13 protein-coding genes are annotated in these 17012 nt (G+C 65.0%); 3 read left to right on the plus strand and 10 right to left on the minus strand.

The genetic code is table 11. The features are described 5' to 3' along the window. From AC5RWA_RS20435 to AC5RWA_RS20455, 5 genes are all read right to left on the minus strand, one after another. A partial coding sequence (locus AC5RWA_RS20435) for a hypothetical protein (protein ID WP_494058861.1) occupies positions 1-928 on the minus strand: 928 nt, incomplete at its 3' end. Between the two features lie 88 nt (positions 929-1016). Next, positions 1017-1859, minus strand: coding sequence for a hypothetical protein (locus AC5RWA_RS20440; protein WP_494058862.1), 843 nt, complete (start codon positions 1857-1859; stop codon positions 1017-1019). 321 nt (positions 1860-2180) lie between these two features. Further along, positions 2181-3257: a Gfo/Idh/MocA family protein gene (locus AC5RWA_RS20445; RefSeq protein WP_494058863.1), complete on the minus strand. Its 1077-nt coding sequence runs from the start codon at positions 3255-3257 to the stop codon at positions 2181-2183. 40 nt (positions 3258-3297) lie between these two features. Continuing rightward, on the minus strand, positions 3298-4005 hold the full coding sequence (locus AC5RWA_RS20450; RefSeq protein ID WP_079595757.1) for an ABC transporter ATP-binding protein: 708 nt from the start codon (positions 4003-4005) through the stop codon (positions 3298-3300). Positions 4006-4007: 2 nt separating this feature from the next. Further along, positions 4008-5462, minus strand: coding sequence for an ABC transporter permease (locus tag AC5RWA_RS20455; RefSeq protein ID WP_494058864.1), 1455 nt, complete (start codon positions 5460-5462; stop codon positions 4008-4010). 242 nt (positions 5463-5704) lie between these two features. On the opposite strand from AC5RWA_RS20455, the gene AC5RWA_RS20460 reads away from it, so the two are divergent. Further along, entirely contained in the window at positions 5705-7201 is a 1497-nt protein-coding gene (locus tag AC5RWA_RS20460) for a pectate lyase family protein (protein ID WP_494058865.1), read from the plus strand. An 86-nt stretch (positions 7202-7287) separates the two neighbouring features. Here the strand turns inward: AC5RWA_RS20460 and AC5RWA_RS20465 are convergent, their stop codons facing one another. The 4 genes from AC5RWA_RS20465 to AC5RWA_RS20480 all read right to left on the minus strand — a co-directional run bounded on the left by AC5RWA_RS20465 (position 7288) and on the right by AC5RWA_RS20480 (position 12655). Next, a complete protein-coding gene (locus tag AC5RWA_RS20465) occupies positions 7288-8385 on the minus strand; it encodes a substrate-binding domain-containing protein (protein WP_079595754.1) in 1098 nt (365 codons plus the stop codon). Between the two features lie 50 nt (positions 8386-8435). Then, positions 8436-9725, minus strand: a complete 1290-nt coding sequence (gene mmsB / locus AC5RWA_RS20470) for a multiple monosaccharide ABC transporter permease (protein ID WP_115524412.1) — start codon at positions 9723-9725, stop codon at positions 8436-8438. A 45-nt stretch (positions 9726-9770) separates the two neighbouring features. Next, entirely contained in the window at positions 9771-11333 is a 1563-nt protein-coding gene (gene mmsA / locus AC5RWA_RS20475; protein WP_494058866.1) for a multiple monosaccharide ABC transporter ATP-binding protein, read from the minus strand. A 131-nt stretch (positions 11334-11464) separates the two neighbouring features. After that, the gene (locus AC5RWA_RS20480) at positions 11465-12655 is read right to left on the minus strand and encodes an ROK family transcriptional regulator (protein WP_115524410.1); all 1191 of its coding nucleotides are present in this window, start codon (positions 12653-12655) and stop codon (positions 11465-11467) included. Positions 12656-12858: 203 nt separating this feature from the next. On the opposite strand from AC5RWA_RS20480, the gene AC5RWA_RS20485 reads away from it, so the two are divergent. Next, positions 12859-13653, plus strand: coding sequence for a nitrilase-related carbon-nitrogen hydrolase (locus AC5RWA_RS20485; RefSeq protein ID WP_494058867.1), 795 nt, complete (start codon positions 12859-12861; stop codon positions 13651-13653). Here the strand turns inward: AC5RWA_RS20485 and AC5RWA_RS20490 are convergent. Next, positions 13632-15323 carry a PucR family transcriptional regulator gene (locus AC5RWA_RS20490; protein ID WP_494058868.1) on the minus strand — a complete coding sequence of 564 codons (1692 nt, stop codon included), beginning with the start codon at positions 15321-15323 and terminating at the stop codon, positions 13632-13634. The two genes, AC5RWA_RS20485 and AC5RWA_RS20490, sit on opposite strands and share 22 nt — an antisense overlap. Before the next feature lie 109 nt (positions 15324-15432). Here AC5RWA_RS20490 and AC5RWA_RS20495 point away from each other — a divergent pair, with 109 nt between their 5' ends. Then, positions 15433-16965: an amino acid permease gene (locus AC5RWA_RS20495; protein WP_115524407.1), complete on the plus strand. Its 1533-nt coding sequence runs from the start codon at positions 15433-15435 to the stop codon at positions 16963-16965. The last annotated feature ends 47 nt before the right edge of the window (positions 16966-17012 follow it).

The following is a 17012-nucleotide window of genomic DNA, read 5'->3' on the forward strand; positions in this document are numbered from 1 at the left end:
TGGGGGTGCCGGTGTTGCCGAGTCCGAGGTCGACGGTGGCTGCTGCAGCGAGGTCGGGGCTGGTGGCTTGGTTGGTGCCGAGGTCCGCGACGGCGTCTGCTGCGATGGTGAGGTCGGTTGCGGGTGCTTCCGTTGTGGGGGTGCCGGTGTTGCCGAGTCCGAGGTCGACGGTGGCTGCTGCAGCGAGGTCGGGGCTGGTGGCTTGGTTGGTGCCGAGGTCCACGACGGCGTCTGCTGCGACGGTGAGGTCGGTTGCGGGTGCTTCCGTTGTGGGGGTGCCGGTGTTGCCGAGTCCGAGGTCGACGGTGGCTGCTGCAGCGAGGTCGGGGCTGGTGGCTTGGTTGGTGCCGAGGTCCACGACGGCGTCCGCCGCGACGGTGAGGTCGGTTGCGGGTGCTTCCGGCGTGGTGGTGCCGGTGTTGCCGAGTCCGAGGTCGACGGTGGCTGCTGCAGTGAGGTCGGGGCTGGTGGCTTGGTTGGTGCCGAGGTCCAGGACGGCGTCTGCTGCGACGGTGAGGTCGGTTGCGGGTGCTTCCGGCGTGGTGGTGCCGGTGTTGCCGAGTCCGAGGTCGACGGTGGCTGCTGCAGCGAGGTCGGGGCTGGTGGCTTGGTTGGTGCCGAGGTCCAGGACGGCGTCTGCTGCGACGGTGAGGTCGGTTGCGGGTGCTTCCGGCGTGGTGGTCGCAGCGTTGCCGAGGCCAAGGTCGACGGTGGCTACGGCGGCGACGCCCGTGGAATCGGACGGCGTTGGGTCACCCAGCAGGCCCAACGACGTTGTATCCGCGGACGCCGCCGCCGAGATCAGGGCAGATGCGGAAAGATCCGATCCGCTGGTGGTATCCGCGGCATTTGCCGCGGTGCAGCCGAAGGCCAAAAGCCCGCCGGCAAAGAGGGTGCCAAGCAGCCCCCTGTGAAGGTTGGAACTCATGATGATGTCTCCTGAAAAGTTGAAGTCGGGCGCTTGTCAGCTGCCCATAGGGCCACGTTCTGCCAACAGAAGGGCAGACGGGACTCAACTAGTCAGGAGAGGAACCGGGGTCGTACGACACCGGTGAGGGGGCATGCTCAGTTGCTTCGCCGGCCAGGACAAGGCCGTTGAAGGGAAGGTCAAAGCTGTAGGGGGTCAGCCACGCCGCTGAACCTGAGGACGTCGAAGAGGACGCGCTGCTGCCCGAGCCGGAGCCGGGAACAGCCGGGTTCTGTGCGGGCACGGGCGCATGGTCGGCAGTGCCCGGCTGCTCTGTAGCCGGGCCAGCTCCGGTCAGCCCAGTCCAAGAAAGTGCGGAAGTGCCAGCGAGGGAAGCCACGCCAACAGCTGTGGCCGGAGCGCTGGGAACACCGGATGCGTCGGTGGACGCGCTCCCTGCAGGAGCTGGTTCTTCCACTGATTCACTGACGGTTGCCGTGACCGCACCAAGTACAGGGGTATCAGCTGCAACCTTGGACGGCTCTTCGCCAATGGCGGTCCCGGGGAGTTCAGGAACCCGAACGGGTAGGGGTGACGTGCCTGTCACAAGATCGGCAACTGGGTCCAGAACCGGCTCCAGGACCGGAACGGCCTCTGCAACCGGGGGAACCACCACTTCAACCACTGCTGTGGTGGCTCCATCAGCAACTTCAGCGATGGGAGCAGAAACAGCAGAAACCGTTCCGGCCGGAACGATATGGCTCACTACCGGAACGGAGGACACGAGATTGTCGGCGAGCTTCGCGACGGGGGCCACCACAGGTTGAAGCAGCCCGGCCTTCGGCGCGGGTGCGGGAAGCGGCGCGGAGACTGCCGAAGCAGGAGCCGGAGCGGGCAACGCGGGCACCGGGGTGGTCACCTTATCCGCCACGGAAGAGACTGAACTGGTCACACCGCCCAAAAGGGACGTTGTATCCGAAAGGGCGTCAGCAGAGGCAGCTGTGGACGAAAGTGTCAGCCAGCTGACTGCGGCCGCCCCGGCAAGGAGTACCGGCCTGAGGACACGCCACGGGGAGCGAGCTTCACCCATGCGTACCACCCCCAGTACTGGTCTATTCGACGACGTCTACAGCGTAAGACTGGATGTTGCAGGAAGTCTAGAGCGAACTAAAACAATTCGACAAAAACGGTAATGGCAGAAGCCATCCACCACCATTACCGGTTCCGGATGTCATGTTATTGACCCCGGTGCCACGGAAAACGCCCTGCTCAACTATCTTCCGTGGCTGTCGTTGGGGTAAGTCACCCCGAGTTGGGCACGGACGCCGTCAAAGAGACGCATGGTGTTCAGCGAATCTTCCAGGGGCATGACAGGACTCTCGGTCAGGCCCTGCTGAATGCACCGCGTGACCTCGCGAAGTTCGTACGTGTACCCCTTGCCCACCACGTCGAATGCTTCCGTCCGGCGTTCGTCCCACCCCTTTGCGACGGTAAGTTCGCGCGGGTTGTTGATGGATCCCACGCTCTGCAGGAAGCCGAGGCTTCCTGCAACAGTGGCGATGCGCGGGCCGTGGGACAGCAGCGACGAGGTGAGCTGGACCTGGGCTCCGTGGTTGTAACCCAGGGTCATGGCGTTCTGGGCGTCGACGCCGTCGTCGTTCAGGAACCCTGTGGCGCTGACGGTCTGTGGGAAGCCAAGGGTTCCGAGCGCCCACAGCAGCGGGTAGACGGCGATATCGAGCAGCGCTCCGCCGCCGTCCTGCCTGGCCCAGAGCCTGGAGGTGGGGGAGTACGGTGCAGGGAAGCCGAGGTCGGCGCTCACCCAATGGATGTCGCCGAGTTCGCCGGATGCGGCAATGTCGAACGCCCGCTGCACGCTGGGCAGGAAACGGCTCCAGACCGCCTCCATCACAAAGAGCTTCCGGCTGCGGGCGACGTCGATGAGTTCGCCGGCCTCGCGCGCGTTGATGGTGAAGGCCTTCTCGCAGAGAACGTGCTTGCCGGCGTTCAGTGCGGCGAGGACTATCTCATGGTGCTGCGCATGGGGAGTCGCCACATAGACAATGTCCACCGCCTCATCGGCGAGCAGCCGCTGGTAGCCGCGCTGGCCGCCGTCGTCCCCGTACGCCTTGGAAAAGTCGTAGGCAACGGCAAAAGCGTCCGCTGTATCCTGGGCGCGGGAACTGACGGCGTACAGCTCTGCGTCGGCCAGCAATGCCAGGTCCTGGGCGACGGAACGGGCGATGCCGCCGGTGGCGATGACACCCCACCGCAATGTCTTGCCGGTAGCGGAACGTGGATCCGTGTCGGACTGGCTGGACAGCCACGGTTTGGCAATGGGCGCACTCATGATGCCCATCCTCTCACCGTCGATGGGCAGGCGTTGGCGATTAGGCCGTGGCGGCCATGGCAGTTCGGTCGCGTACCGGCTCCTCGGTCAGCTTGCCCTGCTGCAGCCTAAAGCGGCGGTCCGTCTTGTTGGCCAGAGCCCTGTCGTGGGTGACCACCAGAATGGTGGTGTTGTGGTCGCGGCAGAGGGAGCTGAGCAGCTCGATGATGTGGTCGCCGGTCTGCTCGTCCAGGTTGCCGGTGGGTTCATCGGCCAGGATCAGCTTGGGTGCGTTGGCAAGGGCACGGGCGATCGCCACGCGCTGCTGTTCACCGCCGGAGAGCCTGTTGATGCGACGGTCGTGCTTTTCGGCAACCAGCTGGACCTGTTCCAGCAGCTCCTTTGCACGGTGCAGCCTGGCCGGCTTCCGCATCCCGGCGAACTCCATCGGCAGCATCACGTTGTCCAGGGCGGACAGGTTGGGGATCAGGTTGAACTGCTGGAACACGAATCCGATGTCCCGGCGCCGGTATTCGGTCAGCTTCCCGTCGGGCATGCCCGCAAGGCTGACGCCGTTGACGACGACGTCTCCGGAGGTGGGCTTGTCCAGCGCGCCCAGGAGGGACAACAGCGTGCTCTTTCCGCTGCCGCTTTTGCCCACGATGGAGGCGAGGGTGCCCTGCTCCAAATTGAAGCTGACATCATTGACCGGCTTGATGGTGCGGTCACCCGAGTTGAAGGTGCGGACAAGGTTCTTGACTTCAATCATGTTTATTCTCCTCGCAGGACTTCGATGGGACGGATGCGCGCGGTCAGCAGCGCCGGGACGAGAGCGCCAACAATGGCGACGCCTAACACGGCTGCGATACCGGCAGCGATGACTTCGGGGGAGGCGCTGGCCGTGACGGAGGCCAGCAGCTGGGAGGCGCCGCCGAAGAGTCCCCCTTGGCCGCCAGGGAAACCTGCCCCGCCCCCTGCGACCCCGCCGGCGCCGCCGGGCATGCCGCGGCCGGCAGTGGCAGTCGCCTTCGTGGTGGTGCTGTTGGTGCTGATCAGCGCTGATGCGATGCCGCTGCTGGCGAAGGCCGCGATCACGGCGCCCGCCGCGCTGCCCAGTGCCGCCAGGACGAGGGCTTCGAGGACGAACTGCAGGCCGATGGTGCGGTTGGGTGCGCCAATCGCTTTGAGCACGCCGATTTCCCTGCGGCGCTCGCGGACGAGCATCACCATGATGAGCAGGATGATCAGGCCGGCGGTTGCCAAGGCAGCCACGAAGGCGATGAAGGAGATGTTCTTCACGCTGCCCAATGAGCTGACGGCGGTCTCGAGGTTCTGGTCCTGCGTGACGTCGGCCTTGTCGGTGCCGAGGGAGGACTGCAAGGCAGTCTTGGCGGCTTCGACGTTTTCGAGCGAATCGACGGTGACGATAATGCTGGACAGTTCGCCGGGGAGTCCGGCGAGGGTCTGGGCTGACGGGAGCGTGAGATAAACGGCGTTGTTGCCGAACGTGGTGCCGGAGTCGAACAGCCCGGCCACGGTGTAGGTCTGGTCGTTGATGGTGAAGGTCGATCCCACCGTGAGGCTGTTCTTGTCGGCCAAGCTGGTGCCCAGCAGGGCATTCGTGGATTCGGCCGTGTAATCACCCAGGCCTGTGCCCTCGGTGATGCTCAGCGCCTTGCCCGTCGTGTCCACTTCAGCGCCGATGCCCGTGGCAGTAATGGGCAGCGACCGGACCGGCTGGGTGGTGCCGGTGGTACCCGTTGTGCCGTTGGCTGCCTGGTTGCGGCCGCCCAGCGTACCGGCGTCCACCGCGGCCGTGAGGCTGGTGGTCAACGTGGCCGCAGCCTGGCCTCCCGGACCGCCCTGTCCGCCGCCTGGGCCGGCTTGGGCGCCTGCAGCACTTTGCGCCGCAGCTTCCGCGGCGTTTCTCAGCCTAAGGGATGAGGTCCCGACGACGGCACTGACGTTGGGAACGGCGGCGGCGGTTGCTGCCTGGTCACTGGTCAGCGGCTCGCCGCCGCCTTCGAAGCCCTGGCCGCCGGCCGGGTTGACGGTCAGAACGGTGCCCACCGAGGCGTTGAGTTCCTGGACCTTGGCTCCAACCGCCTGGTTCGCCACCAGCATGGCCAGGGCAAGGCCGATGGCCACCGCCAGCACTGCGACGACGGCGGCGGTGCGGACCTTGTTTCTGAAGGCATTGCCTAAACTGCGGGCAAGGACGCTCACGTTACTCCTATGATTCCGGTGCCGGCCCGGGAGGCCGGCTTCAGGTCCACAGTTGTGCTTCACCCTGTGCAGGGAACCGGTCCAAGCTGTGTTTGGGCTGTGAAGAACTCTTGACAGCCCAGTCACACGGCGCGTAAGTATTAAGTGACTTCTAGAAACCGCTTTCTCGAAGGAAAGATCTTCCCCCTTTATCCGAACCCACCGAGGCATGTGGGCTGTTTGGCATGCCGGAAAAAAGGCCAATGACGTCCCAAATTCGTACTACCGCACGCCCTATTACTTTCGGCAGACTGCGCCGAACCGCAGGCATCGCCGCTTCAGCATCTGTTCTGGCACTCGCCGCGGGCCTGGCCTCCACCTCTCCCGCAACTGCCAGCCCTGCCCCTACCGGCGGAGGCATCATTCGCCCGGACGATGCTGCACCCACCGGCTGGGCCGCCGTCGGACGCGCCACGAACGGCGGGGCAGGTGCACCGGCCGAAAATCGATACGAGGTCAGCACGCTGGCGGGCCTTAAGGCCGCATTGGCCAACCACGGCGACCCAACGGCAGCCAAAATCATCTATATCAACGGAACTATTGACGGGAACCAGACAACGGACGGCCGCATCCTGCGCGAGCAGGACTACGCTGCTGGATACGACATCCACAAGTACATGTCCTGCTTCGGCCCGGAGGGCAAGGTGTGGAGCGACCAGACCTTTGACTACTGCAAAAAGCAGCGCCAGCTGCGCCAGACCGGCAGCAACAACATGAAGCGACAGATCGAAGTTAGCCTGCCCAGCAACACGACGCTGATCGGCGTGGGCGCTGATTCCGGATTTGTCGGGGCCAACATCGTGATCCTGAGTGCCACCAACGTGGTGATGCGCAACCTGAGCGTGGAGGCGCCCGTGGACTTCTTCAGCACCTGGTCGCCGGATGACGGGGACGGCGCCTGGAACGCCCGCTTCGACGCCGTCTCCTCCGTGACCTCCGATCATCTCTGGATCGACCACGTCCGGCTCAGCGACGGCCGGTACCCGGACAGTGAGGCCCCGCTGGGACCGAACGGCAAGCCCGCCAACCGGCATGACGGCCTGCTGGACCTGAAGGACGGCACCGACTTTGTCACCATCTCCAACAGCAAGCTGGCCAACCACGACAAAACCATGCTGTTGGGATCCGGTGACGAACACGTGGACAAGGACGGCGGCAAGCTGCGCGTCAGCTACATTGGGAACCACTTCGAGAACATCCAGCAGCGCGGGCCTCGCGTGCGCTTCGGCCAGGTCGACGTCCTTAACAACTACTTCGTGGGCAGCACGGACCACCCTCAATACCCCATGGTCAGTGAAGGTCAGGGCGGGAACAGCTACTTCCTTGGCGCGGGATACGAGTCCCGGATCTTCTCTGAGGGCAATGCGTTCGATTACTCCGGACCCGGTGCCGATCCCACCGTCATGGTGAGCAGCTATAACGGGCATCGCTTCAGCGACACCGGCTCCTGGTTCAACGGGGCCGATGCGGACCTGAACTCGGTGGCCCGGGCGTCCTTCGAGCAAAACCGGGCAGAGGCTCTGGCGGAAGCAGAACTTTCCGGCACGTCCGCCCCCGACTGGACCGGCTGGGACTTCACCACCGACGTCGGCTGGAACCCCGCGGACGCCTACAGCTACAAAGCCTTCACCACGCCGCAGGCAGTCCGGAACCACGCGCTGCAGTTCACTGGCCCCGGTGTGCTGACGGTCAAGCGGTAATTCCGCCCACGTTCCAACAGACGCAGGGAAGCCCGGTCCCTTACTGATGTGCTCAGAAAGGGACCGGGCTTCTCGCGTGGAGTTGGCTACTTGGTGATCGGGCCGAGTACCGGATCGTCGGTGTAGGCAGTCTTCACGTTCGCGGAGGTAACGATGACCGGCTCCAGCAGGTAGGCCGGGACTGTCTTGACGCCGTTGTTGTAGGAGTTCGGATCGTTGATCTCCAGTTCCTTGCCGGCCTGGAGGTCCTTCGCCATGGTGATGGCGTGCTCAACGAGCTTCCGGGTGTCCTTGTTGATGGTGGAGTACTGCTCGCCAGCCAGGATCGACTTGACCGACTCTACTTCGGAGTCCTGGCCGGTGATCACCGGGATCGGCTTGCCGGCGGCCTTGACGGACGTCAGGACTGCGCGGGCCAGGGTGTCGTTCGGCGAGAGGACGCCGTCCAGGGGCTCGCTGGTGTAGTTGCCGGTGAGCAGGGTGTCAGCGCGGCGCTGTGCGTTCTCGCTCTTCCAGGCCTGGGTGACAGCCTGCTCAAAGTTGGTCTGGCCGGAGAGGACCTTGAGCGTGCCGTCGTCGATCTTCGGCTTCAGGACGCTCATGGCGCCATCGAAGAAGACCTTGGCATTGGCATCGTCGGGGGAGCCGGCGAACAGTTCGATGTTGTACGGGCCGTTCGGCTTCTTGGCCTGCAGGCCTTCCAGCAGCGCCTGGCCCTGGAGTTCGCCGACCTTGAAGTTGTCGTAGGCCACGTAGTAGTCCACGTTCTCGGTGTTCAGCAGCAGGCGGTCGTACGCGATGATGGTGGCGCCGGCATCCTTGGCCTGCTTCAGCTGCGTGCCGAGCTGGGTGCCGTCGACAGCGCCCACGATGAGGACCTTGGGGTTCTTCGTGATCATGGCGCTGATCTGGTTCTGCTGCTCGGAAACGCCGGCGTTGGCGAACTGGACGTCAGGCTTGAACCCGGCATCGCTGAGGCCGTCATTGAACAGCTTTTCGGCGAGGACCCAGTTTTCACTGGTCTTCTGGGGAAGTGCGACGGCGATGGCGGCGTCCTGTTCGAACCCGCCGGCGCCTTCGGTCCCGCCACCCGTGGTGGGCTCGGAGCGGCCGCAGCCCGTCAGCGCCAGTGCTGCGATGGCAGCTACCGCTGCTGCCTTTCCTGCTTTACCAGACATTCTCATTGTTGGTTCTCTTTCTCTGTAGTGGTGTAACGCTGTTCAGGCTGCACGGCTCAGGCTTCCCTGGCGATGGCTTCCTTGGTGGAGGTGGTCTCGTCGGGCTGAAGCGGGTTGCTGGGTCCGCCGCCGGCACGGCCGCCGCCGATGTTCTTCATCAGCATGCCGATGAGCGACTTTTTGCCTTGGCTCTTGTTGTAGACGTCGAAGGCAACGGCGATCAGGAGCACGAGGCCCTTGATGATCTGGGTGAGGTCGGCGCCGATGCCGAGGAGCTGCAGGCCGTTGTTCAGCACAGCCATCACCAGGCCACCGATGATGGACCCCACTACGGTGCCCACGCCGCCGGTGACGGCGGCTCCGCCGATGAAGACTGCGGCGATGGCGTCCAGTTCCCAGCCGACGCCGTCGAACGGGCCAGAGGCGGTGGAGCGGCCGACGAAGATCATGCCGGCCAGGCCGGCCAGGATGGACATATTCATCATGACCAGGAAGTTGACCTTCTTGGACTGGACGCCGGAGAGTTCGGCCGCGTGGCGGTTGCCGCCGACGGCGTAGACGTGGCGGCCGAGGATGGTGCGGGAGGAGATGAAGCCGTAGACCAGGACCAGGACCGCGAGGATCAGGCCGGGGATGGGGAAGGAGGTGCCCGGGCGGCCGGTGGCGAACAGGTATGTGGCGTAGAGGATGGCGCCGCCGATCAGGACCAGCTTGAGGGCAGTCACCCACATTTCGGGGACTTCGGCACCGAGAGCCTTGGCACGTGCGCGGGAGCGGAGTTCGCCGACCACGACAAATGCGGTGGCGGCGATGCCCAGCAGGAGCGTGAGGTTGTTGAATCCGGTGTCGGGTCCCACCTCGGGGAGGTAACCGGCGCCCAGGTACTGGAAGTCGTTGGGGACCGGGATGGTGTTGGACTTGCCCACGAACTGGTTGAAGCCGCGGAACAGGAGCATGCCGGCCAGCGTCACGATGAAGGCCGGGATTCCCACGTACGCCGTCCACCAGCCTTGCCAGGCTCCGATCAGCGCACCAAGCAACAGCCCCAGCAGGACGCCCGCGTACCAGGGGATGCCCCAGTCGCGGATGGCCAGGGCAACGGTGACTCCCACGAACGCGGCCACGGAACCCACGGAGAGGTCGATGTGCCCGGCGATAATCACCAGGACCATGCCGATGGCCAGGATCAGGATGTAGGAGTTGCCGTTGAAGAGGTTGATGACGTTGCCGGGGGTGAGGGTCCGGCCGTCGGTGGCGATCTGGAAGAAGATGATCAGTGCAACCAGGGCGAAGATCATGCCGAATTGGCGGGTGTTGCCGCCAAACAGCTTTTTGAGGGCGTTCATGGTGTCAGTCCTTGTGTCCGGAAGGTTCTGGAGTGATCCAGAGGGTCAGGCGGCTTCGGCTTTGCGGGCAGAGGTCATCAGTTTCATCAGGCTTTCCTGGCTGGCCTCTTCTTTGGTCAGGACACCGGTAACGGCGCCTTCGAAGATCGTGTAGATGCGGTCCGAGAGGCCCAGGAGTTCGGGGAGCTCCGAGGAGATGACGATCACTCCCTTGCCCTGGTTGGCGAGCTGCTGGATGATGCCGTAGATCTCGTACTTGGCCCCGACGTCGATGCCGCGGGTCGGCTCGTCCAGGATCAGCAGGTCGGGGTCCGTGAACATCCATTTGGCGAGGACCACCTTCTGCTGGTTGCCGCCGGAGAGCTTCGCCACGCCTTCCTCAACCGAGGGGGTCTTGGTCCGGAGCGACTTGCGGTACTGCTCCGCCACCGTGAATTCCTGGTTCGGGTCCACCACGGAGTTGCGGCTGATTTTGCGCAGGTTGGCTGCCACAGTGGTGGTCTTGATGTCATCGAGAAGGTTCAGTCCCAGGGACTTGCGGTCCTCGGTAACGTAACCGAGGCCGGCGTCGATGGCCTGGCGGACCGACTTGAGGGTGATCTCCTTGCCGTCCTTGTAGATATGGCCGTTGATGAAACGGCCGTAGGAACGGCCGAAGACTGACCGGGCCAGTTCGGTGCGGCCGGCACCCATGAGCCCTGCAAAGCCAACGATTTCACCACGGCGGACGAAGAAGCTGGAGTTTTTGCAGACTAGGCGGTCCTGGACGTTGGGGTGGGCCACGGTCCAGTCCTTGACCTCGAAGAACACTTCTCCGATCTTGGGCGTGTGGTCCGGGAAGCGTGATTCCAGTGTGCGGCCCACCATGCCCTTGATGATCCGGTCCTCATCCACCCCGTCAGCCTTCACGTTCAGCGTCTCGATGGACTTGCCGTCCCGGATGATGGTGATGGAGTCGGCGATCTGCTCGATCTCGTTGAGCTTGTGCGAAATGATGATGGACGTAATGCCCTTGGCCTTCAGGCCGAGCATCAGGTCCAGCAGGTGCTGGGAATCGGATTCGTTCAGCGCGGCGGTGGGCTCGTCCAGGATGAGGATTTTCACGGACTTGTTCAGGGCCTTGGCGATTTCGACCAGCTGCTGCTTGCCGACGCCGATTTCCTTGATGGGGGTGTCCGGGTCCTCACGGAGGCCCACGCGGGCCAGCAGGTCAAGGGACCGCAGGCGGGCTTCGGCCCAGTTGATGACACCCCGCTTGGTGGGTTCGTTGCCCAGGAAGATGTTCTCCATGATGGAGAGTTCCGGGATCAGCGCCAGTTCCTGGTGGATGATCACGATGCCGGCGTGTTCGCTGGCCCTGATATCCCGGAACTGCTGCACCTGGTTCTGGTAGACGATGTCGCCGTCGTAGCTTCCGTACGGGTACACGCCGGAAAGAACCTTCATCAGGGTGGACTTGCCGGCACCGTTCTCGCCGCAGATCGCGTGGATCTCGCCAGCCTTTACCCGCAGGCTCACGTTGTCCAACGCTTTGACGCCGGGGAATTCCTTGGTGATGGACCGCATCTCCAGGATGACCGGTTCCGTTTGCGTGGTCTGGGACGCCATATGCCCTAACCCTCCAATGCAATGACTTCTTTGTCCGGCCGGCAAAGCGCAGGGCCGTCTGATCCAAAAGTAAACTGGATCACAGCAGTTGTCGTCAAGTCTTTAACGCAATTGCTGGATAACGAAACGGTCTAGGTCTTCCGGATCCCGGCGTGCTGGAAGACCAGGGCCGCAGCGCCCAGGGCCTCCGCACGGTCTCCCAGGGAGGACATGGTGAGTGTTGTGGTCTCCCCGATGACGGGGACGGCATGCCTGACCAGGCCGCGGCGGATGGGCTCCAGCAGGAGGTCGCCGAGTCCGGCCAGCGGTCCTCCCACCACGATCACTTCAGGGTTGATGAGGTTGGCCACGTTGCCCAGGGCGCGGCCAACGGACAGGCCAGCATCGTCCACGACGCGGAGCGTGGCCGGGTCCCGGCTGAGGGCTTTCCTGACGATGTCCGCAGGCGTGAGCGGCCGGTCCTCGCCGCGGCTGAGGAGTTCGATCATGGTGGTGGTGGAGGCGATGGTTTCCAGGCAGCCGCGGTTGCCGCATCGGCACACGAGGCCCTGTTCATGGATGGTTGCATGGCCGATTTCACCGGTGATGCCGACGTTCCCGTAGTAGGGGGCGCCGTTGAGGATCAAGCCCGCACCGATGCCTGATCCGATCTTCAGGAACAGCAGGTTGCTGACCCCGGTGTGCTGCCCCCAGGTCACCTCGGACCACGCGCCCAGGTTGGCGTCATTGTCAATAAACACGGGGATTCTCAAGGTTTCCTCAAGGTACTGGAGGATGTTGATCCCCACCCACTCAGGAAGGATGGCACCCTGCGCAACCGTCCCCGTCCGCCTGTCGATCGGCCCGGGAATTCCGACGCCGGCACCCACCACGGCTGACCGGTCAATGCCACTTTCGCGCAGTAGTTTGTCCAGCAGGACCACCGACGCCTGGATGCCCTCTTCTGCCTGGTGGCCGAGGGGGAGCATGACGGATTCCTCCGCAATGACGTGGTAGCTCAGGGAAGCCAGCACCACCCGGAGGTGGCGCCGGCCGAAGTCGATTCCCACAGCCACCGCCCCGTTGCTGTTGAGCCTGACGTTGAGTGCCCTCCGGCCCGAGCTGGTGATCGGTTCGGTGGAGGCCAGTCCGGAATCCAGCATGATTTTGACGATGTTGGAGACGGTGGCGGTGGAGAGTCCCGTCTGCCTGGCCAGCTCGGCCTGGGTGGAGGGTCCGCCCATGAGGGTCTCGATAATCCGTTGCTGGTTCAGCTGCCGCAAGGCGGACTGTGAACCGGGATTTTTCGGCTTGCTCCTCGTTGAGCGCGGGGTTGCGGACATGCTAAGAAGATTGCCCTATCGCTCACCTTGGAGTCAAGAAGTTAACGCATAAGGCATGCCAGGGCCGGTGATGGACGCCGGGACAATGTGGCCAGCTATTCGGCAAGTGAGGTGCAAATGGCCCCGGAAAGCGTCGCGGCCGCTGGCTACGCTGGTTGTAAGGCCCCGGCGAGGGGCCGCCCCAACGACGGAAGGTGGTAGCAGTGCTGCTGGCACTCCTGCAGGCGAACGCCGCGGTCCTTGATCCCGAAGCCAATTGTTCCGTCATTGACGCCGCTGCCCGCTCCGCGTCAGCGGCCGGCGCTGAAGTCCTGGTAACCCCGGAGCTCTTCCCGGTGGGATACGCTCCGCGCCGCGTCCGGGCCGGGCTGGATCCGGCACTCCTGCCGGTGCTCCACGAACGGCTCGCGGATATCGCCCGCCGAAACAGCATCGCGCTGGTGTACAGCCTTCCCCGCATCACCCCTGAGGGGGACTGGCAGATCAGCGCCACTCTTGTGGATACCGATGGCAGTAGCCTGCTCAGCTACGGCAAGGTTCACCTGTTTGGCCCGGATGAAAGGGCGGCCTTTACCCCGGCAACGGAACGCCCCGCCGTCGTGCACTTCCATGGGATACCGACGTCCATGGTGATTTGTTATGACGTGGAATTTCCCGAAGCCGTGCGTGCCGCGGCTGCGGGCGGCGCTGAACTGCTGCTGGTCCCCACAGCCCTGGCCCACGGATTCGACGACGTTCCCCAGGTGCTGCTGCGGGCCAGGGCGCTCGAAAGCCAGCTGACCATCGCCTACGCCAACCACTCAGGCATTGAGGATGACTGCCGTTTCCTGGGCGGCAGCGTGATCGCCGGTCCGGACGGGAAGCTGCTGGCCGCAGCCGGGGAAGCGCCGGAGCTGCTCTTCGCCGAGGTAGACCCGGATGCAGCCCGGCGTGAGCGGACCACCGTGCCGTACCTGGCCGAGCGCCGCCCGGACCTCTACCGGTCCTGGGACGCCTGACCGCCGCCCGCCACCTCATCCGCAGGCGCTGAGGCATCGACAAACTGCAGGGCAATCCACAACTCGGCGCGGACTGACGCCTGCCCCAGGTTCATGTCCAGGAGCTCCGCCAGGGCGTTGATCTGGCGGCGGACGCTGTTCCGGTGCAGGCCCAGGTCCTTTGCCGTGGCGTCCCAGTTACCGTTGGCGGCCAGCCAGGACCGGAGGACCTGGAGCTGGGAGTCCCGACGGTCGGGCTCCTGGTCCAGAACCGGTGCCAGGAGCCGGGCGGCCAGCATGGCGCCGGCATCGCCGCCCAGTAAGCCAGTGACGGACCACGTCAGTTCCTCTTCCCGCACAGACTTGCCGGTAGCCGAGACCCTGGGGCGCAGCGCCGTGGCACTGCGGTAGGCCGCGGCAAGACCCGGGAGTTCCGCGGGCTGCCCGACCACGAGCCGCCAGCCCAGCTGCTCCACCTCCGCCAGCAGCTGCTCATCCACCTTCAGCCGCGTTACCGCAGCGAACCCGTACCCCGTCAGCTCCACCATCTTCGTGTCGAACAGCCGCCGCCACTGGAGCAGCTCCCGGACCGGCCCGTCGGCGGCAGCTGCAGGATCAGTCCGGATGCCCTGGACCACCCGGACCGGCCCGGTCCGGGTTCCGGAAACACTTTGCGCCAACAGATCCCTCATGGCGTTCAGCTCCCTGTTGTTGCCCCCGGCCAGGCTTTCGGGGTGCAGCAGCAAGGCGGTGGCCAGCTGGCTCGGCGCCAGCGAACCGCTTGTCCGCTGCCGGACCAGGAGTTCCAAAAGGCCAACCACAGAGGAGACCACGTTGTTCTGGGCGGGGGTGAGCGGCTTGTCCGCGCCCAGCACCAGGCCGCCGAGCGTTGCGTCCCTGCTGCTCCGCAGGGGATGGCCGAACACCAGCGCCGAGCCGGGTATATCGAATGCCTCTGTTTCGACGCGCGGGCCGCTTCCCGCCAGGAGCCTCTTAAGCAGGGGCTGGAGTGCGGAAAGTTCGACGGCGGCACCCGCCCGGGCGCGCGCCCTCCCGTCTGCTCCGGCCAGGACAGCCCACACCGGAACCCGCTGGGTCAGGGCCGCCAGCAGCTCATGCTCGGGCCGGGCCGAAAGGACGGCCCGCATCAGGTGCCGGTTGGTTTCTGCCAGCTGCCTGAACACCTGGGCGTTGCCGGATTCCAGCAGCTTGGAGAACTCGAGTCCGAGGGCGGCGAACGGGACGCTGGCGGGCACTTCGACCAGGGTGAGGCCATGCTCCCGGCACGCGGCCACAAGATCGCCGGGCACAGCATCGTAGTAAGGTTCCAGGCCGAAACCCAGTGCCGCAACCCCGGCAGCGACAAGCCGGCGGACGTAGGCGTGGGCCCCGCTGGCGCGGCTCCTGCCGCGGTCACTGCCTGCGGTGCCGCCGCCGTCGTTCCTTCCATTGCTGCCGCCGCGGAAAGGCAGGCCGGCGGTCAGTACAAACTCCCCGTCCAGCAGGTACGGCGTGGGATCTTCCAGCTCGCTCGGCTCCACCCAGCGCAGCGGAGTGTGGCCGTTGCCGGCATCGTGCACAACGGCCACCGCCGGAGGCAGCGCGGCCAGGAACTGTCCCAGTGTCACTGCATCCAGCTGAGGGGCCGAATCATCGGCGGGGGCACTGATGGCTGGTGCATTGCGTCTCATGACCAATGACTATAGGTCACTTTGCACACCTCTGAGATACGGCTCACACCCCTACGCTGGGGGAGGGGAAACCAGTTCAACCACTCACCGACACGAACGGACGTCAACGATGACTGTGCCTACACTCTCCGGCCAGGCTCCGGCCCGCCCGGCCGGCCGTCCCACCCTCGGCGCTCAGTTGCTGCGCCGCAAACCGATCGCCCAAATGGTCAGCGAGGCTGAGTCCAGCCAGGGCGGGCCCCGCCTGGTCCGGAGCTTTGGCGTCCTGCAGCTGACCATGATCTCCGTGGGTGCGACGCTGGGCACCGGCATCCTGGTGATCCTGGGCGAATCCGTCCCGCTGGCGGGACCTGCCATCTGGATCTCCTTCGCCATCGCCGGCCTCGCTGCCCTGCTGTCAGCGGTCTCCTACGCCGAGATGGCGGGACTGGTTCCGGTGTCGGGCTCAAGCTACTCCTACACCTACGCCACCATGGGCGAGGGGATGGCATGGATCTGCGGCTGGTGCCTGGTGCTGGAATATGCAGTGTCCGTTGCGGCCGTTGCTGTCGGCGCCGGACAGTACGTGAACGAAGCCCTGTCCGTGTTCGGCTCGGTGCTGCCGGACGCCTTCTCCCAGCCGCCGGGCGACGGCGGAATGGTCAACATCCCCGCCATGGTGATCGTGGTGCTTGCCACCGTCCTCCTGGTCCGGGGCGCCAAGGAGAGCGCCTGGATCAACACCTCCATCGTGGTGGTCAAGGTAGGAATCCTGCTCTTCTTCTGTGCCGTCGCCTTCAGCGCCTTCAACGCCGGAAACTTCGAACCGCTGCTGCCCATGGGAGCCGCCGGCGTCTCGGCCGCAGCTTCACGCGTCTTCTTCTCCTACATCGGCTTCGACGCCGCCTCCACCGCGGGCGAAGAAGCACGCAACCCCAAGCGGGACCTGCCGCGCGCCATCATGCTCTCCATGCTGATCGTCACCACCATCTACGTCCTGGTGGCCGTGGCCGCGATCGGCGCCCGCCCCTGGGGCTGGTTCGACGGAACCGAAGCGGCCCTGGTGAAGATCCTGGAAGAGACAACCGGACAGCCCTGGATTGCCCTGGTCTTCGCGGTCGGCGCCGTCCTCGCCATCGCCAGCATCGTCCTGACGGTCCTCTACGGCCAGACCCGCATCCTGTTGTCCATGGCCCGCGACGGCCTCATCCCCGCGATCTTCGGCCGCGTCTCCCGCCGGACCGGCACCCCGGTGGCCGGTACGCTCCTGGTGGGAACCGCCGTCGCGCTCACCGCCGGACTGGTCCCGCTGGGCGCACTGGCGGATGCCACCAGCATCGGCACCCTGTTCGCGTTCGCCTTGGTGAATGTTGCGGTCATCTACCTCCGCCGGACGCGTCCGGAACTGGAGCGGACCTTCCGGGTGCCGTTCTTCCCGCTCACGCCGATTCTCGGCGCCCTGATGTGCGGCTACCTCATGGCAAACCTCGGAGCCGACACCTGGATGACCTTCGCTATCTGGATGCTGGTGGGCCTGGCCGCCTACTTCGGCTACGGACGCCGGAACTCCAGGGTGGCGGCGCTGGGCAACGAGGAATACCTTGAGTTGTCCGCCCGGTCCGCCACGACCCAACCCGCCACGCCCCAAGCCTCCAAGTCCTGACCCTCCACAGCAACCCATCGACGCCCCGAACCAACAAAGGCAGACAC

The sequence above is a fragment of the Arthrobacter sp. 210 2 genome, assembly GCF_059093025.1.